A 19658-nucleotide genomic window follows, 5' to 3' on the forward strand; every position below is an offset into this window, starting at 1 on the left:
AACGGCAGAAAGAAGTCTGAAACTGGATAATTTTATATGCATTGCGTAAATTAATTAAGTTAAATAATTTGTTTGGTAAATGACATTAACAAGAATTAATCTTGCTACACAGAAAAGCGAACATGAGGCATAACCATGACCCCTGAACAGTGGCAGGAACGATTCGAAAACTGGATGGCACAGCACCACTCCCAGGAGGATGCGGCTCATGATGTCTCGCATTTTCGTCGCGTCTGGGGAACGGCCCGCCAGCTGGCGGAAGGGGAAGAGGCGGATCTGCTGGTCATTCTCGCGGCCTGCTATTTTCACGATATCGTGAGCCTGCCCAAGAACCACCCTGAACGTCATCTTTCATCAACGCGGGCAGCAGCCGAAACGCTGCAGATCCTGGCGCGTGATTTCCCGGATTATCCAGCCAGCCTTTACCCGGCGCTGGCACATGCGATTGCGGCGCACAGCTTTAGCGCGGCGATCGTTCCTGAAACGAAAGAAGCGAAAATTGTTCAGGATGCGGACCGGCTGGAGGCGCTTGGTGCCATCGGCCTCGCCCGGGTTTTTGCGGTGGCAGGGCAGCTCAACGTCCCGCTGTTTGACGCGAAAGATCCGTTTGCCGAACGGCGAATGCTGGATGACCGTGCCTTTGCGCTCGATCACTTCCAGACTAAACTTCTGCGTCTGCCACAGACCATGCAAACTGCACGAGGCAAAGCGCTGGCGGAACATAATGCGCAGTTCCTGGTGCAGTTTATGGCCAAGCTCGGTGCAGAATTAAGCGGTGATTATCGTAAGCCAGATGAGGCGGTGGTCCAGCGCTTTGGGTTCCAGCACCAGGAACCTACCCTTTAGGCTATCTTGCTTGTCAGTTTGGACCTGGGCAGTGCTCAAAATCCTCACGTACTTCGTGTACGCTCCGGTTTTTCCGCGCTGTCCGTGCCCAAACTGTCTTCGCCGATTACGCCTGATGGGGTAGGTTCTAAGACTAATCTCAGCAAGCTTCGGCTGTTGCGCCGGTTTTTTATGGTACTCTTTTGCCATAATTGACTGGTCCGGTTACCCCAATGCAGGAAAACATGTCATTCAAACTCTCCCCCCGTGGGGCAACGACAGAGCCCGCGCGGGATGCTAACGCGTTATTAATCCGCTTGCTGACCATCTATGATGCGAAAACGCTGGTAGCGCAGTTGAACGCGCAGGGCGAACAGCACTGGAGCCCGGCGATCCTGAAGAGAGTAGTCGCCCTTGCTAAAGCCGATAAACGCCTGAGCGAGGGAGAGTACGCGCGGCTGCATGAACTGCTGCCGAAGCCGCCGAAACACCATCCGCACTATGGTTTTCGTTTTATCGACCTGTTTGCCGGGATCGGCGGCATTCGCCATGGCTTTGAGGCGATTGGCGGGCAGTGCGTGTTCACCAGCGAGTGGAATAAGCATGCCGTGCGCACCTACAAGGCGAACTGGTATTGCGATCCACACGAACATCAGTTCAATACCGATATCCGCGACGTGACGCTAAGCCATCAACCTGAGGTCAGCGACGCGCAGGCAGCGCAGCATATTCGCGAGACGATCCCCGAACACGACGTGCTGTTGGCCGGTTTTCCCTGCCAGCCGTTCTCATTGGCGGGCGTATCCAAGAAAAATGCGCTGGGTCGGGCGCACGGTTTCGCCTGCGATACCCAGGGAACGCTGTTTTTTGACGTGGTCAGGATTATCGATGCCCGCCGTCCGGCGATTTTCGTGCTTGAGAACGTTAAAAACCTTAAAAGCCACGATAAGGGCAAAACCTTCCGCATTATTATGGAAACCCTCGACAGGCTCGGATACGAGGTTGCTGATGCCGCTGAGATGGGGGCCGATGATCCGAAGATTATCGACGGGCAGCACTTCCTGCCGCAGCACCGCGAGCGCATCGTGCTGGTGGGTTTTCGCCGCGATCTTAATCTGCACGAAGGCTTTAGCCTGCGCGACATTCCGGCGCTGTACCCGGAGCGTCGAACGACTTTTGGGGAACTGCTTGAACCGACGGTGGATGCCAAATTTATCCTGACTCCGGTTTTGTGGAAGTACCTCTACCGCTATGCCAAAAAGCATCAGGCCAAAGGTAACGGCTTCGGTTATGGTCTGGTAGACCCGCGCAATCCGCACAGCGTGGCGCGCACGCTTTCGGCGCGATACTACAAAGATGGTGCAGAAATCCTTATCGACCGTGGCTGGGACAAGGCGCTCGGTGAACAGAATTTTGACGATCCAACGAATCAGCAGCATCGTCCTCGTCGGTTAACGCCGCGCGAGTGCGCCCGCCTGATGGGGTTTGAAGCGCCGCAGGGCTATCAGTTCCGTATTCCGGTGTCAGATACCCAGGCGTATCGCCAGTTTGGTAACTCGGTGGTCGTCCCGGCGTTTGCTGCTGTCGCGAAACTGCTGGAGTCGCGCATCCGCCAGGCGGCGGCGCTGCGTGAGCAAGAGGCTCTGCATGGCGGACGTTCACGATAAGGCCACCCGCAGTAAAAATATGCGGGCGATTGGCACCCGCGACACCGCCATCGAAAAACGCCTGGCACTGCTGCTTGAGGAGGCCGGATTTACCTTCAACGTACAGGATGCCTCTCTGCCGGGAAGGCCGGACTTCGTGGTGCCGGAGTATCGCTGCATCATTTTTACCCACGGCTGTTTCTGGCACCATCACGACTGCTATCTGTTTAAAGTTCCTGCCACCCGTACCGCGTTCTGGCTTGGCAAGATTGGCAAAAACGTTGAGCGTGATAGCCGGGATCTTGCCCTGCTGCGCGCTGAGGGCTGGCGGGTGCTGGTCGTCTGGGAGTGTGCGCTGCGTGGGCGGGAAAAGCTAACGGATGAGGCGCTGCGTGAACGAATCGAGGAGTGGATCTGCGACGGCGGCAGCCCCGCCGCGCAGATAGATACTCAGGGCATTTCGCCGCTGACGGTTACTTCAGATCCTTACACGGCGTAGCGCTGGCGCGTGCCGGAAACAGATATTTGCCGAGCGTTACCAGAACCACCGCGAAAATAATCACCCCCAGTGCCAGCCACTCCACGGCAGAAAGGTGCTCGCCGCCGAAACCGGTGCCCAGCAGCACCGCGACCACCGGGTTCACGTAGGCATAGCTGGTGGCGACCGCAGGCGCGACGTTACGAATAAGATACATATAAGCGTTGATGGCAATGAGCGAACCGAAAATTGCCAGATAACCCACGGCGAGGAAGCCGGAGAGCGTTGGCATTGCCGTAAGTTTTTCGCCAGTTAAAAGCGATGCCGCCATCAGGACGATCCCGGCGGTTAGCATCTCAATGGCGCCCGCCATCATTCCGCTCGGCAGCTCAATGCGCGAGCCGTACACTGAACCAAACGCCCAACTGATGGAGCCAATCAGGATCAGAACCGCGCCCCACGGGTTGCCGTTGAGGTTGCCGCCGCTGTTGAGCAGAATAATACCGACCAGACCAATGGCAATACCTAACCACTCGAGTTTACGGGTGGCTATGCCAAAAAAGCGGCTGAAACAGAGCGTAAACAGCGGCACGGTGGCGACCATCACGGCGGCGATGCCGGAAGGTACGTGCTGATGCTCGGCCACGGTGACAAAGCCATTGCCAACCGCCAGCAGCAGAACGCCAATCAGCGCGGCGTTCAGCATCGGGCGCCGTGCGGGAAGTTTATGCCCGGTGGCCAGCAGAAAGCCCAACAGTAAAACGCCAGCAAACAAGAAGCGCACGCCCGCCATCATAAACGGAGGCCAGCTTTCAACGCCGATGCTGATAGCAAAATAGGTCGAACCCCAAATAATATACAGCGCAAACAGCGCGCCAATCAGGGGGAGTAAGGGTCTGGAGCGCATACTTCCTCACGGCAAGATAGAAAGGTCGCGTATAGTAAACGTGAAAACTATCCGCCTGGCGAGCGCTTTCACTGTCGGTGAATGTTTTAATTTTGTTGACAATTTGTATGAGTGGGCGCGTTGGCGCTTTTGTTACATACTATATGTTTAATAACGATAAATTGAAGGACGATTATTTTGGCGGGATCAAGTCTGTTAACGCTGCTGGATGATATTGCCACCTTGCTGGACGATATTTCACTGATGGGAAAACTGGCGGCGAAGAAAACCGCCGGGGTGCTGGGGGACGATTTATCCCTGAACGCCCAACAGGTTTCGGGGGTACGCGCCAACCGGGAACTGCCGGTGGTGTGGAGCGTGGCGAAAGGGTCGTTTCTTAATAAGGTGATCCTGGTTCCGCTGGCGCTATTGATAAGCGCTTTTCTGCCCTGGGCTATTACCCCATTGCTGATGCTGGGCGGCGCGTTCCTCTGTTTTGAAGGCGTGGAGAAAGTGCTGCATACCCTGCAGTCGCGCAAACATAAAAAAGATGAACAAGCGGCGGCGCAGCGGCTGGAGAGCCTGGCGAACCAGGACCCCCAGGTCTTTGAGCGGGACAAAATCAAAGGCGCCGTGCGCACCGACTTCATTCTTTCTGCCGAGATCGTGGCGATTACGCTGGGCATTGTTGCCGAAGCGCCGCTGCTGAATCAGGTGCTCGTCCTTTCCGGCATTGCAATTCTTGTAACAATTGGGGTTTATGGCCTGGTGGGGATCATCGTTAAACTGGACGACATGGGCTACTGGCTGGCGGAAAAAAGCAGCCAGCTGGCACAGAGTCTGGGCAAGGGGCTGCTGTTTATCGCACCGTGGCTGATGAAGTTTTTGTCGGTCGTCGGGACGGCGGCGATGTTCCTCGTCGGTGGTGGCATTATCGTGCACGGCGTTGCGCCGCTGCATCACGCCATTGAATATTTTACCGCGAGCCAGGCCGCTGCCATCCAGTGGATGCTGCCAACCTTACTCAATCTGCTGCTCGGTTTTGTGGTGGGCGCGGTGGTGGTGGGGGCCGTTTCTGTCGTCAGCCGTTTGCGCCAGACAAAAGCGTAAAATTCGTCCTGCCATTACGCAAATTTGACGGATTTCGTCTAAGGTTTGAGGGTTTCACCCTGATACAGGAGGCAACAATGGTCTTTTTGATCAGTGATGAAGTTAAGCCTAAAAACGGTGGGCCAAGCATGGTCGTGACCGGATTTTCCAGCGGGATGGTTGAGTGCCGCTGGTACGATGGTTACGGCGTAAAGCGTGAGGCGTTCCGGGAAGATGAACTGGTGCCGTGGCGGCAGTCGGTTCAGAACGAGGCGTAGCGACCCCGCCCGGCAACGTTGCCGGGCGTTTTACTGAGCAATCTGACAGTGCCCTGCCACGGCAATCATGGAGTTTTTGTGCACCGCGTAACATCTGTGGAAAAGCCCTCCTGGCTGAACTATCTCAGCCGCCGTACGAACCCGGGAAGGGTCGTCAACTATTGCTTTATCATCGTTTTACTCTGTTCCACGCTGCTCACCTGGCGCGAGATCGTCGTACTGGAAGATGCCTACATCTCCAGCCAGCGTAATAACCTCGAAAACGTTGCCCATGAGATGGATGCCCAGCTCCAGTTCAACGTCGATCGTCTGTTCTTTTTTCGTAACGGAATGCGTTCGGCAGTAGAAATCCCTCTCGGGTTTGAAGTGCTGCGCAATGCGAAAGATGACTTTGAACACAAGCGCCGTCAGCCTGAATGGACCGTGCTTATCGATAAAAGCCGCACGCTGCCGGTGTATGGCGTGTCGGATAAATTTGTCGATGAAACGTCGATCCTTAATCGCGACAACCCGCTGCGCGATAATGAGCTGACCGCAACGCTTGAACTTGGCTACCTGCTGCGTCTTTCTCATCCCTCCCAGCGCCTGGCTGACCGTATGCTGTACGTTTCCCGCGCCGGATTCTTTCTCTCAAGCAACCCGGACGAGAACCCGAAATCGGTGATTATGGCTTATTACGGCCTCGTTACCAGCCCGTGGTTTGCCCAGCAGTCACAGCGTAATAACCCGGCGCGCGGCATCCGCTGGTACACGCAGCCCGCTCCGAAAGGAGAAAGCATTGAGGCAAGCCTCGTCACCGCGTCTTTACCACTCGATTTTAAGCACTACTGGTACGGCGTACTGGCGATGGACTTCTCCGTCAGCGAAATGAAAAACTTCCTCCTGCGTGCCGTTGAGGGCGAGGAGGAGGGGGAATACCAGCTGTACGACAGCAAGATGAACCTGATCGCTTCTTCAGCGGTGGGGGCGGATATCATCCACCTCGACAAACTGGAAGAGGCGCAGTTAGCTAACGATTTTGAACATGACAACCGCGGCGGATTGCGGTTGGTGACCCGCTACATTAGCTGGGAGAAGCTGCGTAACTTCGACGGTGTACTGCTGCGAATTCACAGCCTGAATGAGGGGATACGAGGTGATTTTGGCACCATTACTATCGCGCTGGCGCTGGTATGGCTGCTATTCACCAGCATGCTGCTGTTCTCCTGGTGGCTTATCCGCAGCATGGTCGCCAACATGACCGGGTTGCAGGAGTCGCTGCAGTGGCGCGCCTGGCATGATGCGCTGACCCGCCTCTATAACCGTGGTGCGCTGTTTGAACGTGCGGTCACCGCCACCCAGGAGTGCGAAGAGAAGCTCCTGCCGATTTCGGTTATCCAGCTCGACCTCGACTACTTTAAGCAGATCAACGACAAGTATGGTCATCAGGCGGGAGATCGGGTGCTCTCGCATGCCGCAAGCCTTATCACCAGCAAGATCCGCGAGGCAGACATTGCCGGCCGCGTAGGGGGAGAGGAGTTCTGCGTGGTGCTGCCGGGGGCCTCGCTACGCACGGCGATGGAGGCGGCAGAGCGTATCCGTGAGCGTATCCATAGCCGGGAACTGCTGGTGGGCAAGGGGGCGACGCAGCGCATCAGCGCGTCGCTTGGGGTGAGTAGCAGCGACGAAACCGGGCAGTACGATTTTGAGGTTCTGCAGTCGATTGCCGACAAGCGCCTGTATCAGGCGAAGCAGAATGGCCGTAACCAGACCTGTGGCGCCGACGATTCCTGAAACGGCAGATGAGCCTCTTGCGGGAATAATTGAAATTTTTTGCCAAGGGATCGGTGGCCGCTGATTGGGACCGATCCCTTTATCACCAGGGCCGGAGCGGTAGTGCCCAAAAAAATCTATGCAAATTCAATTATTCACGTCAGGAATAATCCTTGTCACACAAAATTTTTGGCGATAATGTGTGAGCCACATCAGATTTTCTGGTGTAACGAATTTTAAGTGCTTCTTGCATATGCAAGCTTCATCCCGGGCCGAACGGCGCCGGGATTTTTTTCGCCTTAACGACTCATCTCCGTCACGCTGAAGTCGTGAATGTCCAGCTCGAACGCCTCGGCCATTTCACGCCACGTGTGATATTCGCGGCCGTCCACGCTGACGTGGCTGGGGTCATCGCTGGAACGGTGAACTTCGCTTTCGCAGATTTCGTTAATCGCGGCCAGTAGAGCGTCGACATCGACGTCGTCCCCGCCCCGGGTTCTGTCGGCATGCATTTTCCCATCTTTCATAAGCCCTGCCTCCGTAGGGTCATTGGCTCATCTATTAGTATAGACGCGTATACTCGTCATACTTCAAGTTGCATGTACGTTGCCTTCCTCGCTCACCCCAGTCACTGACTGATGTAAGCTCCCGGGGATCCACTGCGTCGCCTCCTTCCTGCAACTCGAATGATTTAGAGTATATAAAAGCACCGATCACACTCAGGCACGCTGATTGCGAATGCGTTTTGTTCTACACTGGCTGAAAAGCATTGTGGAGAGAAGCGTATGCAGGTCAACGATCGAGTGACGGTGAAAACCGATGGTGGTGAACGCAGGCCGGGCGTAGTGCTGGCGGTTGAGCCGTTCAGTGAAGGCACGATGTATCTGGTATCGCTTGAGGATTACCCACTGGGCATCTGGTTCTTTAATGAACTGGGACACGAAGACGGGATTTTCGTCGAAAAGAGTGAATAACCGCTGACGTTAAACCGGCGGCATGGCCGCCGGCTAACAGGCATCAACGCATGTTGACGTAGATCCCAGAGGTAACATGGTCGGTTAACCGAACAACATGGTAAATTACCTGCTTGTTATGTGTTTTTATTTTCTTTTTAATATTACCTTTATGTGAAGAAACTGTTTTTGCCTTTATATTCATCTGGTCGGATATCTGGATCGTACCCTGTCCCGACATCCACATTTTCAGCATACTGGATTCAGTACGGCTTAACGAAAGTGTAGGGAGATTAATATTACCAACCCCATTTGATTCTTTTTTGAGATAATCCCCTAAAATGTCATCCAGTGATTCCGGTTTAATTGATTTAGAGCTAATTAGTAAGTTTTTTCTGACCAGTAAATATTCATCAAAATGGATGTTTGCGATTGCCATAAATACGATAAACATTGTCCTGGTGTGTTGATTAATGATCTGCTTGATTTGCTGACTGCTTTGCGGATCATGAATAAAGCAGTCTTCATTAATAAACACGACAGACGGTTGACGGCTTTCACACACTTTTGCGAACTCTTCGACGCTGTCTACGTCACAGATGTCGCGCTTCTTCACCCCCCGGCTTGTCAGGTACCCGGTTAACCCCAGCCGGGTGTAACTGCACAGATCCATAATAATCGTTGACATGGCTTACCCCCACTCGATGTGTAACGATAATTAACCCATCACCTTCAATCAAAATCCCACGACCTGAATTAAACTTAAAATGAGCAGGGCGAACGAAATCAGGCGACCTCAACTATCCCGTAAAGTTACTTATAATTTGCCAGGAATCTTCTCAAAGTAAAGTAAATGTTGTGTTATGTGAATGTCTTAAAAGCAAATAAGCCGCGCCAGATATATCCTGGTAGATGTTTCCTCTAATTTTTTTTAGGAATATCCTTAGAATAACGGTGCGATAAGAAGGGGATTAAGGCGAGTTTATTTTCGGCAGTTCACTGATAATATCTGCGAGCAAATCAAAAATCTCACTAAATAAACGTTCGCAGAAAGGAGCAATCAACGGCATCAGTGCCGTCATCAATAAAATACCGACGGTAAGCGTAATCGGAAAACCGATAACGAAAACGGAGAGCTGCGGTGCCATTCGGTTCAGCATACCCAGCGCCAGGTTGATGGTCAGCAGCAGGGTAATCACCGGCAATGCCAGCATCAGACCGTTGAGGAAAATGAGCCCACCAGCGCGGGAAAGCGCCATAAACGCATTGCTGTTTAACGGCTCGCCGCCAATGGGCAAAGTATGGAAGGTATCGACCAGTAAAGAAATCAGCCACAGATGGCCGTTAAAGACCAGGAACAGCAGCAGCGCCAGCATATCCATGATGCGCGCCAGCACCGGCATGTTGAGGTTACTGCCCGGATCCACAAAGGTGGCAAACGACAACCCCATCTGCAGACCAATGATTTCCCCGGCGGTACGAATTGCCGCGAAGGCAAACTGCATGGTAAAGCCAAGGGCAATGCCAATCAGCACCTGCTGCAGCGCCAGCCACAGAGCGTTTGGTGAAAACAGCGTGACGTCGGTGGGCGGCAGCATCGGGGCGATGACAAAGGTAATCAGAAAACCGAGCCCCAGCTTCACCCGCTTAGGAACGGCTTTCTCACTGAGGATCGGCGCGGTCGAGATCAGCGCCAGCACGCGCAGCAGCGGCCAGAAATAGAGGCTTAGCCAGTGCAGCCACTGGTCGCTGGTGACGTGCATCATAGACGGTTAGCCAATGATGTAAGGCAGGTTGGAAAACAGCGTGCGCACATAGTCGAGCAGCAGATTCAGCATCCACGGACCGGCAACGATAATGGCGATAAACACCGCGATGATTTTCGGAATGAACGACAGCGTCATTTCGTTAATCTGGGTTGCAGCCTGCAGAATACTGATAAGCAAACCGGTAACCAGCGCTACCAGCAGCAGGGGAGCAGCGAGCGCGAGGGCGATTTTCATCGCCTCGGTGCCCATCATCATGACCGATTCAGGTGTCATCGTCAGACTCCTTAACTGTAGAAACTCTGGGCCAGAGAGCCGATCAGCAGCTGCCAACCGTCGACGAGAACAAAGAGCATGAGCTTAAACGGCAAGGCGATAGTCGCTGGCGGTACCATCATCATCCCGAGTGCCATCAGGACGCTGGCAATAACCAGGTCAATAATCAGGAACGGAATGAAAATGGTAAAACCGATCTGGAATGCGGTTTTCAGTTCGCTGGTCACATACGCGGGCAGCAGAATCCGCATTGGCACCGCTTCCGGCCCCTGCAACGGGGCGGTGTTGGCCAGGCGGGCGAACAGCGCGAGATCCGCCTCACGGGTCTGGCGCAGCATAAACTCACGCAGCGGCTGGGCGCCTTTGTCCAGCGCCTGCTCCATCGAAATCTTATCTTCGCTGAAGGGCTGGTAGGCGTCGGCATAAATCTTGTCGATAACCGGCGACATGATGAAAAAAGTCAGGAACAGCGCCAGGCCCAGCAGCACCTGGTTAGGCGGTGCCGAAGGGGTTCCGAGCGCGTTACGCAGCAGACCAAAGACGATGATGATGCGGGTGAAGCTGGTCATCATCAGTAAAATGGCCGGAATAAAGGTCAGCGAGGTAATAAAAACCAGCGTCTGTACCGGCAGCGACCAGCTCTGACCGCCGCCCGGCAGCGGCTGGCTAACCAGACCCGGCAGTTGGGCAAACGCGGCAGGGGAGAGCAACCACAAAGCGGTCAGCGAAAGGGATAACACGCGCTTCATCAGGATCTCCCGGAACGCTTGAGAGTATTTTTTATTATCGAGGCGAAATCGGGTTGGACCGTTTTCTGTTCTTCGGCAGCGGCTGGTGCAGGCGGCAGCGTATGCAGCAGGGTCACCTGACCCGAGGTCACGCCAAGCACCAGGCGGGCGTCCTCAACGTCAACAATGACCACCCGTTCACGTTGGCCCAGCGAAGCGCTGGCGCTGACTTTAAGCCCCCGGTTACCGCCGGATTTAACGCCGCTGAGTCCGACGCGTTTGGCAAGCCAGGCCGCCGCCAGGATCAGCAAAATAATGCCCAGCAGGGCACCGCTGACCTGAATCAGCGGTGACGAGTTGGGTGTAGCAGGTTGGCTGACGATGGCCTGGGTTTTCATCTTAGCGGCTCAGACGACGCATACGTTCGGACGGGGTGATGATATCGGTGATGCGCACGCCGTACTTATCGGCAACGACCACGACTTCACCCTGCGCAATCAGGTAGCCGTTGATGAGAATATCCAGCGGCTCACCGGCCAGACCGTCGAGCGCCACCACGGAACCCTGCGTCAGGCGCAGCAGCTCTTTGATGGTCATGCGGGTACGACCCAGCTCAACGGTCAGTTTGACCGGAATATCCATGATGAGATCGATATCCTGCAGCGTACCGCTGGCATCGCCACCGCCGAGCTGCTGGAACACCGCATCGGCAGCGCTCTTGCTGGTGGTGGTTTTCTGTTCGTTCAGTGCATCAGCCCACAAATCGTCCATTGCTCCGCTGTTGTCATCGGACGGGGTATTCATATCACTCATTTGGGCTGTTCCTCATTCAGCGAATTCAGTATCGGATTAATCAAATGCTCTACGCGTAACGCGTATTGACCGTTCAATGTGCCGTACTGGCTGGTCAACACCGGTACACCATCCACGTGGGCAATAATGCGGTCAGGTTTTTCGATCGGCAGCACGTCACCCGGTGACAGCTTCAGGATCTGCGACAACCGCATCGAGATATCGGCAAAGTTCGCCACCAGCTCCAGCTCGGAGTGCTGCACCTGGCGTACCAGGTTTTCACGCCAGTTCTGGTCTTCGCTGCGGGAGTTTTCCAGCGGCGGGTTAACCAGCACTTCGCGCAGCGGCTCAATCATGCTGAACGGCAGGCAAATATTGAACTCCCCGGTCAGGTTGCCAATTTCGACATGGAACGGCGTATTGACCACAATGTCGTTCGGAGAGGTGGTGATATTGGTAAATTTCACCTGCATTTCGGAACGCACATACTCCACTTCCAGTGGGTTGATGGCTTTCCAGGCATCGCTGTAACCTTCGAGCGCCAGCTTCAGCATGCGGTTAATCACGCGCTGTTCGGTATGGGTGAACTCGCGGCCTTCCACTTTGGTCGGGAAGCGGCCGTCACCACCAAACAGGTTGTCCACCGCAATGAACACCAGGCTTGGTGAGAACACGAACAGCCCGGTACCGCGCAGCGGCTTCAGGTGGATCAGGTTAAGGTTGGTTGGCACCGGCAGATTGCGGGCAAACTCATGATACGGCTGAATGCGAATTGCACCGACGGTGATGTCCGGGCTACGACGCAGCAGGTTGAACAAGCCCATACGGAACTGACGGGCAAAACGTTCGTTGATGATTTCCAGCGCCTGCAGGCGCTCACGCACCACGCGACGCTGGGTATTAGGATCGTAGGGACGAATATCGCTGTCGCTGACTTTCCCTGATTTGGGTTCGTCTGCATTGTCGCTGTCGCCGTTAAGCAGTGCGTCGATTTCGGCCTGAGAAAGAATACTATCGCCCATGGGATTACCGCAGAATGAAAGCTGTATACAGAACGTCAGTCACTTCCTGCTTCGGTTGACCTGCAACCAGCGGCTGGGCAAGCGTGCTCTTGATAGCGTCGACCAGTTTTTGTTTGCCGGTATCGGTGGCAAGGTCGGTTGCATTTTGACGAGAGAACAGCAGCAGCAGGCGGCTACGAACTTCCGGCAGATACTCGCTCAGGCGCAGGCGGGTGGCTTCATCCTTCAGGCGCAGCGTGATCCCGACGTACAGCACGCGGTCAGCATCGCCAAGGTTAACGGTGAAGGTATCAAGCGCATAGAACACAGGCGCAGGCGGCGGCGGAACCTCTTGTTTCGCGCTCGCGGCGGGGTGTTGCTGCAAACGCCAATAACTATATCCCGCGGTGGCGCAGGCGGCGAGCGTCACCAGCACTAACAACGGGATCCAGATTGAGCGTTTACGTTTTTTACTGAGAGCAGAGTCTGTCATCTGTTACGGTCATCCTGTTTACAGCTTATGGTGTGATTATCCCGTCTCCCGCGCGCGTCAAAGCGTGGAAAAGACGGGAATAATCACGTTACCTCTGGCGTTAGGCGAACGTATCGACCGCGCCAGTGCCTCGAGTGAGAGATTGCAGGCTGGCAGGCGCAAGCAGCGTGTCGTCTTCTTCAGCCGCGGCGGAGCCCTGAGCAGAAGAGCGGGATGCGTTCTGCTGCTGCGAGAACGACTGCTGTTGCTGCCCGGAGAAACTCTCGCTGCTGATGTTGCTTTGCCCCAGCTGAATGCCGCTTTCCGCAAGATGCGTGCGAAGGGTGGGCAGGGCGGCTTCCAGCGCCGCGCGAACGTGGCTGTGTGGTGAAACCATCTGCAGCTGGGCCTGATTGTCGTCAAGCTTGAGGGAAATATGGATCTGCCCCAGGTCTTCCGGGTGCAGACGCAGTTCGGCGGACTGCTGTCCCTGACGAGTAAACAGCGTGATGTGCTGGCTAACGTTCTGCTGCCAGTCCGGGCTACCCAGCGGTGCGCTGATGGTTGGGGTCGGCACGCTGGCGACCGCCGCAGGCTGCGCGGTGGCAGGACTCATCATCGGTGCGACGGGCGTGGTAGACGCGGTGGGCGTGGGCGCGCTTTCAGCCTCCGCCTTCACGGCCGCAGTGGCCGCCAGCGGGGAGTTTTGTGTCAGTGTTGGATTTTCACCGGCTTTTGCCGCCAGCGGTGCGTTTTTGCCTTCACCTTTACCCGGGAGCTCTGTGGCGGCCAGTGATGTCCCGCTTTGAGCCGCGGTGCTGGCAAGTCCGGACAGGGTGACGTTAGCCTGTGCGGATGGTGTGGTCGCCGGTACGTTCAATGTTTGCGCCTGCGGCAGCATCGCCATCAGCGCGCTTAAGCCTGCAAGGTCGTCTTCGCGCAGGCCGCGGGCATCAGATTTCAGCCCCGTTTTCACGTCAGCCTGTGCCAGAGTCTTTGCCGCATCCGTGTTGGCCAGCGGTGCGGTGAGCGAGGCCAGCAGCGCCTGCGCATCGCTCAGCGTTTCGGCATCTGACTTGCTGAGCGCAGCTTCAGGATGCTCCTGAGCCTGGCCCAACAGCTGGTTGAGCTTCTGGGCACCGGCCCTGGCGTCGCCTTTGGCAAGGCCCGCGGCGGCATTTTGCAAATCGGTCAGCGTCAGCGCAGTTTTACCATCGCCGCCTGTTTTGGCAGAAAGTGCTCCCGCCAGCAGCGAGAGAAAATCCTGCGCGTCACCGGGGAGCTTCGCCGTTTGCCCGGCGGCGGAGACGTCGGTATCGCTAAGGATAATTTTCGGCAAGCTAATCATTCTGGTTTCCTTAAGGTTGCTCGTTGGGCGAATTCGTCCATTTTTTTCTGGTCCAGACGGTTTTCTGCCAGCAGTTCGGCGGCAGCCTGTCTGTCCTGCAGCGTTTGCCATGCCTGTAAACGCTGTTTTTTCTCACGCCAGAAGGTCAGGGCCTGGCTGACACGGCTCTCCCACTGGGAAAGCTGTTCACGGTGCTGGTCGATGGCCTTTTCAAGCGTAGCAATAAACTGCTGATAGTTTTGCCAGCGCAGGCTGCCGATCCCTCGCGTCATGTCACCGGCAAGGTTGTTCTGGTACTCAAGCTGATAATCCATCAGCATTTTCAGCTGCTCTTCCGCTTGCTGAAACCCGCGACGCATTTCGCCTAAGCGCAGCGCGGCGTTATCCACTTCTTTTTCGGCCAGACCTTTTAATGTCGTTAATGCACCATGTTGCGCCATAATCGCAGACCTCCTGCTTCATCACGCCGTAGGGAAAATCAGTTCCAGCGCCTGCAGCGAATCGTCCCAGTCCGAACGTTCAAAAATGCCCTGCTGTAAGAAAGCTTCCAGCTGTGGCCAGAGCGTTATCGCTTTGTCGAGCATCGGGTCGCTGCCCTTGGCATAGGCCCCGACGCTGACCAGGTCACGGTTACGCTGGAAACTGGAGAGCAGCTGTTTGAAGTGACGGACGCGGGCGTAGTGCTCTTCGGTAATGAGCGATGTCATTGCACGGCTGATCGAGGCTTCTATATCAATCGCCGGATAGTGACCGGCTTCGGCCAGGCGACGCGAGAGCACCACGTGACCGTCAAGGATGGCGCGCGCCGAGTCGGCGATCGGATCCTGCTGATCGTCACCTTCGGTAAGCACCGTATAAAACGCGGTAATCGAGCCACCGCCGCTGATACCATTCCCGGCGCGTTCAACCAGCGCTGGCAGTTTGGCAAATACGGAAGGCGGATAGCCTTTGGTGGCCGGTGGCTCACCGATGGCCAGCGCAATTTCACGCTGGGCCATGGCGTAGCGGGTCAGGGAATCCATGATCAGCAGCACGTGCTGCCCGCGGTCACGGAAATCTTCGGCGATGCGCGTGGCATAGGCGGCACCCTGCATACGCAGCAGGGGAGAAACGTCCGCCGGTGCGGCGACCACCACGGAGCGGGCGCGACCGTCGGCACCGAGAATGTTTTCAATAAAGTCTTTAACTTCGCGACCACGCTCGCCGATGAGCCCCACGACGATAACGTCGGCCTGGGTGTAGCGTGCCATCATGCCAAGCAGCACGCTTTTACCCACGCCGGAACCGGCGAACAGGCCCATACGCTGGCCACGGCCAACGGTGAGCAGGGCGTTAATCGGGCGAACCCCGGTATCCAGCACGTGCTCAATGGCGGTACGCTGCAGTGGGTTAAACGGCGGGGTGATAAGCGCGCCGGTCTCGGTAGTGTCGGGCGCAGGCAGGCCATCCAGCGGCTTACCGCTGCCGTCGAGCACGCGACCGAGCAGAGCAGGGCCAAGGGGCAGCTGTTTGCCGCTTTGCAGGCCGTCGCCCGTGCTGTTGCGGGCGTACACGCGCGCACCGGGCAGAACACCTTCCACTTCTTCAAGCGGCATCAGGAACAGGCGATGGCCATTAAAGCCCACCACTTCGCTTTCCACTTCCTGAGTTTCAGTGCCATCCTGACGTTCAATAATGCAGGTTGCACCGAGCGGCAGCTGAAGCCCGGTGGCTTCGAGCACCAGCCCGGTTGCGCGGGTTAAGCGCCCGTAGCGACGAACCGCAGGCAGCTGCGCCATGCGGGTTTCGAAGTTGTCGAGGGTCGTGAGCCAGCGGGTCAGACGTGCAGTCATCAACAGGCTCCGGGTGCCGCCAGGCGGCACAGTTCCTGCCAGCGGGTTGCCACGCTGGCATCAAGATCGCCTTCATCGGCAGAAACTTTGCAACCGCCAGGATGCAGCGTCGGATCGCCGCGCAGCCGCCAGCCGTGCAGGTTAAGGGTTGCGCCGAGCATCTCTTCAACGCGCTGCAGATCGTCCGGATGCACCCGTAGCTGCGGTTTGCCACTGAACAGCGGCTCCTGCTGCAGAAGACCCTGGATCTGTTTAATCAGCGCTGAGTTATCCACCGTCGGCGCATAGCCGATAACCTGACGCGCGGCTTCCAGCGCCATCTGCATCAGACGTGAGGCAATCACGCTGTCGAGGGCATCGAGGGTGTGCTGGAACTCGCTGACCAGCTGCTGCATGCGGGCGTGGAGCGGTGCCTGCTGCTGCTGTGCCTGTACCAGACCTTGCTCAAGGCCTTTCGCCAGACCTTCCTGATACCCCTGGGCGTGCCCGTCGCTGCGGCCTTCTTTAAGACCGGCCGCATAGCCCTGCTCGTGCGCCTGCATCTGCATCTGGGCGAGCTGCTGCTGAAGCTTCTCTTCTTCGCTGCGCTCGTCCACCGCTTCGCCGTCGAACACCTCTTCAGGCTCCTCAAAAGCAGGAGCGAAGGAGGGCATCGGCGGTGCGAGATCGTCGGGCTGCCAGACTTTCCATGCCGAATTATCAGACATAGGTGTCGTCTCCGCTGCCAATCACCATCTCGCCGGTTTCTGCCAGACGACGAACAATAAGCAGGATGGCTTTCTGTTCGTTCTCGACCTGCGACAGACGGACCGGACCACGGTTGGCGAGGTCGTCGCGCAGGATGTCGGCAGCACGCTGCGACATGTTGCGCAGGAACTTCTCGCGCAACGGTGGCTCGGCGCCTTTGAGAGCGATAAGCAGCGATTCGGAATCCACTTCCTGCAGCAGGCGCTGGATACTGCGATCGTCGACTTCGACCAGGTTTTCGAACAGGAACATCTCGTCGATAATCTTCTGCGCCAGCTCGCCGTCGAATTCGCGCACGGCGGTGATAACCGCTTCTTCCTGCTGCGTTTTCATCAGGTTGATAATCTCGGCTGCGGTTCTCACGCCGCCCATTTTGCTGCGCTTGAGGTTCTGGCCGTCGAGCAGGTTGTTCAGCACTTCGGTCAGTTCCGCCAGTGCGGCAGGCTGGACGCCGCCGAAGGTGGCAATACGCAGCATCACGTCGTGACGCAGACGTTCGTCGAACAGCGCCAGAATATCTGCCGCCTGGCCACGTTTGAGGTGCACGAGGATGGTGGCGATGATCTGCGGGTGCTCGTCGCGGATAAGGTCGGCCGCGCTCTGTGGCTCCATAAAGTTGAGCGTTTCGATCCCGCTGGTGGTCTCGTTGGTTTCGAGAATATCCTCCAGCAGGCTGGCGGCACGCTCTTCCCCGAGGGCTTTCACCAGCACGGAACGCAGGTATTCGTTGGCGTTGACGTTCAGCGCCGCAAACTGTTCGGCTTCCTGCTCAAACTCTGCCAGTACGTCGGTCAGCTGTTTGTTGGAGATCTGACGCACGTTGGCCATTGCCGCACTCAGCGTCTGTACTTCGCGGGTGGAGAGGTGTTTAAACACCTCTGCCGCACGGTCTTCGCCAATGGTCATCAACAGGATGACGCTTTTATCGGTTCCGGAAAGATTACTCATGGTCGTTATTCATCCACTGGCGAATGACCAGCGCCACCACGCGCGGATCGTTGTCTGACAATTCACGGATGCGCTGGCTCATCACCTCGGCACCCAGGCGCTGGTTAGCACGGCGCTGCTGAACTTGTTCGTCTTTGCTGAGGCGAACTTCCACGGCGTCTTCGGTTTCCTGACGCACGCGGGCTTCTTCCACGGCAACTTTCGCCATCTCCTGGCGGCGGATGATTTGCGGGCGAACCGCTTTCCGCCACAGCAGCCAGGCGACCAGGGCAACCAGCAGCCAGCGTCCGGCGGACATCAGCTGATCGATAAACCACGGCTGTTTCCAGAACGGCAGGTCGCCGCTGGTGTCTTCGGTGCTGTTGAACGGCGAGTTCACCACGTTCAGGGTATCGCCACGGCTGTCGGTAAAGCCCATCGCTTCGCGGGTCAGATTCTCAATCTGTTTAATCTGATCGGCGGTCAGCGGCAGCGGTTTGCCGTCCGGCAGGTTGCGATAGTTCACCACCACGGCAACCGACAGACGCTTCACGTCGCCCACATTCATTTTGGTGTGACGAATGGTACGGTCGACTTCGTAGTTACTGGTTTCGTTACGCTGAGTATTGCTTGGACCATTGCTGGTATTACGCTGAGCGTTGGTCTGCGTATTTTGCTGGTTGGCAGGCGGCGTAGAGATAGGCGCATTTGGTGCTGGCGCCGGGGAGTTCGACAGCGCCCCAGGTACACCACCAGGATACGGGCTACCGAGCTGCTCGCTCTCGCTCACCTGACGGGAACGAAGGACGGCCTGGCTTGCATCACCGTTCGGGCGATACTGCTCTTCGGTCTGCTCTTTATTATCGAAGTTAATCTGGGCGGTAACCTGCGCATGCACGTTGCCGCTGCCGACGATAGGTAAGAGGATGGATTCAATGCGACGCTGAATACGCGCTTCGACATCGGCAGAGTATTTCAGCTGTGCGTCGTTAAGGTCACGATCGCCGGTATTGGACTGGGTCAGCAGATGACCGCCCTGATCGACCAGCGTCACATTGCCCGGCGGCAGGCCCGCTACGGCGCTGGAGACCAGATGAACGACGGCTGCGATTTGTCCTTCGTCGAGCGCGCGGCCTGGTTCCAGGTTCAGCGTGACGGAGGCAGAAGGGGATTTTTGTTCACGGACGAACAGCGTTGGTTTGGGCATTGCCAGGTGGACGCGAGCGCTTTTTACCGGACCTAAGGTTTCAATGGTCCGCGCCAGCTCACCTTCCAGTGCGCGCTGGTAGTTAACCTGCTCGCTGAACTGGCTGATGCCAAATTTTTCCTGATCCAGCAGTTCAAAGCCAACGGCGCCGCCTTTCGGCAGCCCTTGCTGAGCGAGGCGTAAACGCAGTTCGTGAACTTTTTCTGCCGGAACTTCAATCGCACCGCCGCTGTCAGCGAAGCGATAAGGCACATTCATTTGCTGCAGTTGGGTGACGATGGCGCCCCCCATCCTGATCGGACAAATTCGAAAATAGTGTGCGGTAGTCCGGGCTTTTCGCCCAAAGCACAAGGGCCACAACGATAGCGACCGCTGCGGCACTGGCCACCATTAACGGAATTTTCGGATTGGCACGCAGGCGATTGATCCACTCTGGAATTTTAGTTTGTGGCGTGGTCGTTGCAGTCGCGCTCATTGCGCACCTCGTAAATCCTGGCCAGTGGCGAAAAAGAGATTGAGAAACAAAACAGACTCCCGGGTCGACAAACGCATAAAAAAAGCTATGCCATTATTTGATGCTTCAGAATTTTTGATGGGCCAAATAACCCGTTTTTTGTCGCTAATTAGCGCCTTTATCTCATTGACAAGCTGGTAA

The 19658-nt window shown here is 56.3% G+C and carries 22 protein-coding genes and 1 pseudogene; 7 read left to right on the forward strand and 16 right to left on the reverse strand.

Annotated features, from left to right (window positions below):
* Positions 1-135 precede the first annotated feature (135 nt).
* From GYRE_RS16425 to GYRE_RS16435, 3 genes are all read left to right on the forward strand, one after another.
* On the forward strand, positions 136-846 hold the full coding sequence (locus GYRE_RS16425; RefSeq protein ID WP_038256733.1) for a phosphohydrolase: 711 nt from the start codon (positions 136-138) through the stop codon (positions 844-846).
* A 212-nt stretch (positions 847-1058) separates the two neighbouring features.
* Positions 1059-2492 (forward strand): DNA cytosine methyltransferase, encoded by a 1434-nt coding sequence (locus GYRE_RS16430; protein WP_038256734.1) that lies wholly within the window; start codon positions 1059-1061, stop codon positions 2490-2492.
* Positions 2473-2970: a very short patch repair endonuclease gene (locus GYRE_RS16435; RefSeq protein ID WP_038256735.1), complete on the forward strand. Its 498-nt coding sequence runs from the start codon at positions 2473-2475 to the stop codon at positions 2968-2970. The genes GYRE_RS16430 and GYRE_RS16435 overlap by 20 nt, the downstream gene beginning before the upstream one ends.
* On the opposite strand, the gene yedA is transcribed toward GYRE_RS16435, so the two are convergent.
* Entirely contained in the window at positions 2945-3856 is a 912-nt protein-coding gene (yedA, locus tag GYRE_RS16440) for a drug/metabolite exporter YedA (RefSeq protein WP_006820592.1), read from the reverse strand. The genes GYRE_RS16435 and yedA overlap by 26 nt on opposite strands.
* 171 nt (positions 3857-4027) lie before the next feature.
* On the opposite strand from yedA, the gene GYRE_RS16445 reads away from it, so the two are divergent.
* The 3 genes from GYRE_RS16445 to dgcQ all read left to right on the forward strand — a co-directional run bounded on the left by GYRE_RS16445 (position 4028) and on the right by dgcQ (position 6975).
* On the forward strand, positions 4028-4945 hold the full coding sequence (locus tag GYRE_RS16445) for a DUF808 family protein (protein WP_112471385.1): 918 nt from the start codon (positions 4028-4030) through the stop codon (positions 4943-4945).
* A 77-nt stretch (positions 4946-5022) separates the two neighbouring features.
* Positions 5023-5202, forward strand: coding sequence for a YodC family protein (locus GYRE_RS16450; RefSeq protein ID WP_006820590.1), 180 nt, complete (start codon positions 5023-5025; stop codon positions 5200-5202).
* A 96-nt stretch (positions 5203-5298) separates the two neighbouring features.
* Positions 5299-6975, forward strand: coding sequence for a cellulose biosynthesis regulator diguanylate cyclase DgcQ (gene dgcQ, locus GYRE_RS16455; protein WP_038256740.1), 1677 nt, complete (start codon positions 5299-5301; stop codon positions 6973-6975).
* A 278-nt stretch (positions 6976-7253) separates the two neighbouring features.
* Here the strand turns inward: dgcQ and yodD are convergent, their stop codons facing one another.
* Positions 7254-7481: a YodD family peroxide/acid resistance protein gene (gene yodD / locus GYRE_RS16460; protein ID WP_038256743.1), complete on the reverse strand. Its 228-nt coding sequence runs from the start codon at positions 7479-7481 to the stop codon at positions 7254-7256.
* Between the two features lie 258 nt (positions 7482-7739).
* Between yodD and dsrB the strand changes: the two genes are divergently transcribed.
* Complete coding sequence (gene dsrB / locus GYRE_RS16465; protein WP_006820586.1) at positions 7740-7928, forward strand: protein DsrB; 189 nt, start codon at positions 7740-7742, stop codon at positions 7926-7928.
* Between the two features lie 43 nt (positions 7929-7971).
* Here the strand turns inward: dsrB and rcsA are convergent, their stop codons facing one another.
* From rcsA to fliF, 14 genes and pseudogenes are all read right to left on the reverse strand, one after another.
* Complete coding sequence (gene rcsA, locus GYRE_RS16470) at positions 7972-8595, reverse strand: transcriptional regulator RcsA (RefSeq protein ID WP_006820585.1); 624 nt, start codon at positions 8593-8595, stop codon at positions 7972-7974.
* 283 nt (positions 8596-8878) lie between these two features.
* Positions 8879-9673: a flagellar biosynthetic protein FliR gene (gene fliR / locus GYRE_RS16475; protein WP_038256745.1), complete on the reverse strand. Its 795-nt coding sequence runs from the start codon at positions 9671-9673 to the stop codon at positions 8879-8881.
* A 6-nt stretch (positions 9674-9679) separates the two neighbouring features.
* Positions 9680-9949, reverse strand: a complete 270-nt coding sequence (gene fliQ, locus GYRE_RS16480; RefSeq protein ID WP_038256747.1) for a flagellar biosynthesis protein FliQ — start codon at positions 9947-9949, stop codon at positions 9680-9682.
* 11 nt (positions 9950-9960) lie between these two features.
* Entirely contained in the window at positions 9961-10698 is a 738-nt protein-coding gene (gene fliP, locus GYRE_RS16485; RefSeq protein WP_006820582.1) for a flagellar type III secretion system pore protein FliP, read from the reverse strand.
* Positions 10698-11075 (reverse strand): flagellar biosynthetic protein FliO, encoded by a 378-nt coding sequence (fliO, locus tag GYRE_RS16490; protein WP_038256749.1) that lies wholly within the window; start codon positions 11073-11075, stop codon positions 10698-10700. The genes fliP and fliO overlap by 1 nt, the downstream gene beginning before the upstream one ends.
* 1 nt (position 11076) lies before the next feature.
* Complete coding sequence (gene fliN / locus GYRE_RS16495; RefSeq protein ID WP_006820580.1) at positions 11077-11490, reverse strand: flagellar motor switch protein FliN; 414 nt, start codon at positions 11488-11490, stop codon at positions 11077-11079.
* Positions 11487-12491, reverse strand: a complete 1005-nt coding sequence (gene fliM, locus GYRE_RS16500) for a flagellar motor switch protein FliM (protein WP_006820579.1) — start codon at positions 12489-12491, stop codon at positions 11487-11489. Before fliM ends, fliN begins: the two co-directional genes overlap by 4 nt.
* A 4-nt stretch (positions 12492-12495) precedes the next feature.
* Complete coding sequence (gene fliL / locus GYRE_RS16505) at positions 12496-12963, reverse strand: flagellar basal body-associated protein FliL (RefSeq protein ID WP_006820578.1); 468 nt, start codon at positions 12961-12963, stop codon at positions 12496-12498.
* 100 nt (positions 12964-13063) lie between these two features.
* Positions 13064-14290 (reverse strand): flagellar hook length control protein FliK, encoded by a 1227-nt coding sequence (gene fliK, locus GYRE_RS16510; protein ID WP_038256752.1) that lies wholly within the window; start codon positions 14288-14290, stop codon positions 13064-13066.
* Positions 14287-14730 (reverse strand): flagellar export protein FliJ, encoded by a 444-nt coding sequence (gene fliJ, locus GYRE_RS16515; protein WP_006820576.1) that lies wholly within the window; start codon positions 14728-14730, stop codon positions 14287-14289. Before fliJ ends, fliK begins: the two co-directional genes overlap by 4 nt.
* A gap of 21 nt (positions 14731-14751) precedes the next feature.
* Positions 14752-16122, reverse strand: a complete 1371-nt coding sequence (gene fliI, locus GYRE_RS16520; protein WP_006820575.1) for a flagellar protein export ATPase FliI — start codon at positions 16120-16122, stop codon at positions 14752-14754.
* Entirely contained in the window at positions 16122-16829 is a 708-nt protein-coding gene (fliH, locus tag GYRE_RS16525) for a flagellar assembly protein FliH (RefSeq protein WP_038256754.1), read from the reverse strand. Before fliH ends, fliI begins: the two co-directional genes overlap by 1 nt.
* Positions 16822-17817, reverse strand: coding sequence for a flagellar motor switch protein FliG (gene fliG, locus GYRE_RS16530; protein ID WP_006820573.1), 996 nt, complete (start codon positions 17815-17817; stop codon positions 16822-16824). Before fliG ends, fliH begins: the two co-directional genes overlap by 8 nt.
* Positions 17810-19478: pseudogene (gene fliF / locus GYRE_RS16535) on the reverse strand (flagellar basal-body MS-ring/collar protein FliF). The gene fliG and the pseudogene fliF overlap by 8 nt, the downstream one beginning before the upstream one ends.
* Positions 19479-19658: the final 180 nt, after the last annotated feature.

This window comes from Yokenella regensburgei ATCC 49455 (assembly GCF_000735455.1).
In the GTDB taxonomy this organism is placed as follows: Bacteria; Pseudomonadota; Gammaproteobacteria; order Enterobacterales; family Enterobacteriaceae; genus Yokenella; species Yokenella regensburgei.

What these genes read in the sequence shown, in the direction of transcription:
- fliR (WP_038256745.1), bottom strand. Translation starts at nt 9,673, where the DNA reads ATGATGCACGTCACCAGCGACCAGTGGCTGCACTGGCTAAGCCTCTAT.
- fliH (WP_038256754.1), bottom strand. Translation starts at nt 16,829, where the DNA reads ATGTCTGATAATTCGGCATGGAAAGTCTGGCAGCCCGACGATCTCGCA.
- fliP (WP_006820582.1), bottom strand. Translation starts at nt 10,698, where the DNA reads ATGAAGCGCGTGTTATCCCTTTCGCTGACCGCTTTGTGGTTGCTCTCC.
- fliN (WP_006820580.1), bottom strand. Translation starts at nt 11,490, where the DNA reads ATGAGTGATATGAATACCCCGTCCGATGACAACAGCGGAGCAATGGAC.
- GYRE_RS16425 (WP_038256733.1), top strand. Translation starts at nt 136, where the DNA reads ATGACCCCTGAACAGTGGCAGGAACGATTCGAAAACTGGATGGCACAG.
- yedA (WP_006820592.1), bottom strand. Translation starts at nt 3,856, where the DNA reads ATGCGCTCCAGACCCTTACTCCCCCTGATTGGCGCGCTGTTTGCGCTG.
- fliK (WP_038256752.1), bottom strand. Translation starts at nt 14,290, where the DNA reads ATGATTAGCTTGCCGAAAATTATCCTTAGCGATACCGACGTCTCCGCC.
- yodD (WP_038256743.1), bottom strand. Translation starts at nt 7,481, where the DNA reads ATGAAAGATGGGAAAATGCATGCCGACAGAACCCGGGGCGGGGACGAC.
- dsrB (WP_006820586.1), top strand. Translation starts at nt 7,740, where the DNA reads ATGCAGGTCAACGATCGAGTGACGGTGAAAACCGATGGTGGTGAACGC.
- GYRE_RS16450 (WP_006820590.1), top strand. Translation starts at nt 5,023, where the DNA reads ATGGTCTTTTTGATCAGTGATGAAGTTAAGCCTAAAAACGGTGGGCCA.
- GYRE_RS16430 (WP_038256734.1), top strand. Translation starts at nt 1,059, where the DNA reads ATGCAGGAAAACATGTCATTCAAACTCTCCCCCCGTGGGGCAACGACA.
- rcsA (WP_006820585.1), bottom strand. Translation starts at nt 8,595, where the DNA reads ATGTCAACGATTATTATGGATCTGTGCAGTTACACCCGGCTGGGGTTA.
- fliL (WP_006820578.1), bottom strand. Translation starts at nt 12,963, where the DNA reads ATGACAGACTCTGCTCTCAGTAAAAAACGTAAACGCTCAATCTGGATC.
- fliM (WP_006820579.1), bottom strand. Translation starts at nt 12,491, where the DNA reads ATGGGCGATAGTATTCTTTCTCAGGCCGAAATCGACGCACTGCTTAAC.
- fliO (WP_038256749.1), bottom strand. Translation starts at nt 11,075, where the DNA reads ATGAAAACCCAGGCCATCGTCAGCCAACCTGCTACACCCAACTCGTCA.
- fliI (WP_006820575.1), bottom strand. Translation starts at nt 16,122, where the DNA reads ATGACTGCACGTCTGACCCGCTGGCTCACGACCCTCGACAACTTCGAA.
- fliJ (WP_006820576.1), bottom strand. Translation starts at nt 14,730, where the DNA reads ATGGCGCAACATGGTGCATTAACGACATTAAAAGGTCTGGCCGAAAAA.
- GYRE_RS16435 (WP_038256735.1), top strand. Translation starts at nt 2,473, where the DNA reads ATGGCGGACGTTCACGATAAGGCCACCCGCAGTAAAAATATGCGGGCG.
- fliQ (WP_038256747.1), bottom strand. Translation starts at nt 9,949, where the DNA reads ATGACACCTGAATCGGTCATGATGATGGGCACCGAGGCGATGAAAATC.
- fliG (WP_006820573.1), bottom strand. Translation starts at nt 17,817, where the DNA reads ATGAGTAATCTTTCCGGAACCGATAAAAGCGTCATCCTGTTGATGACC.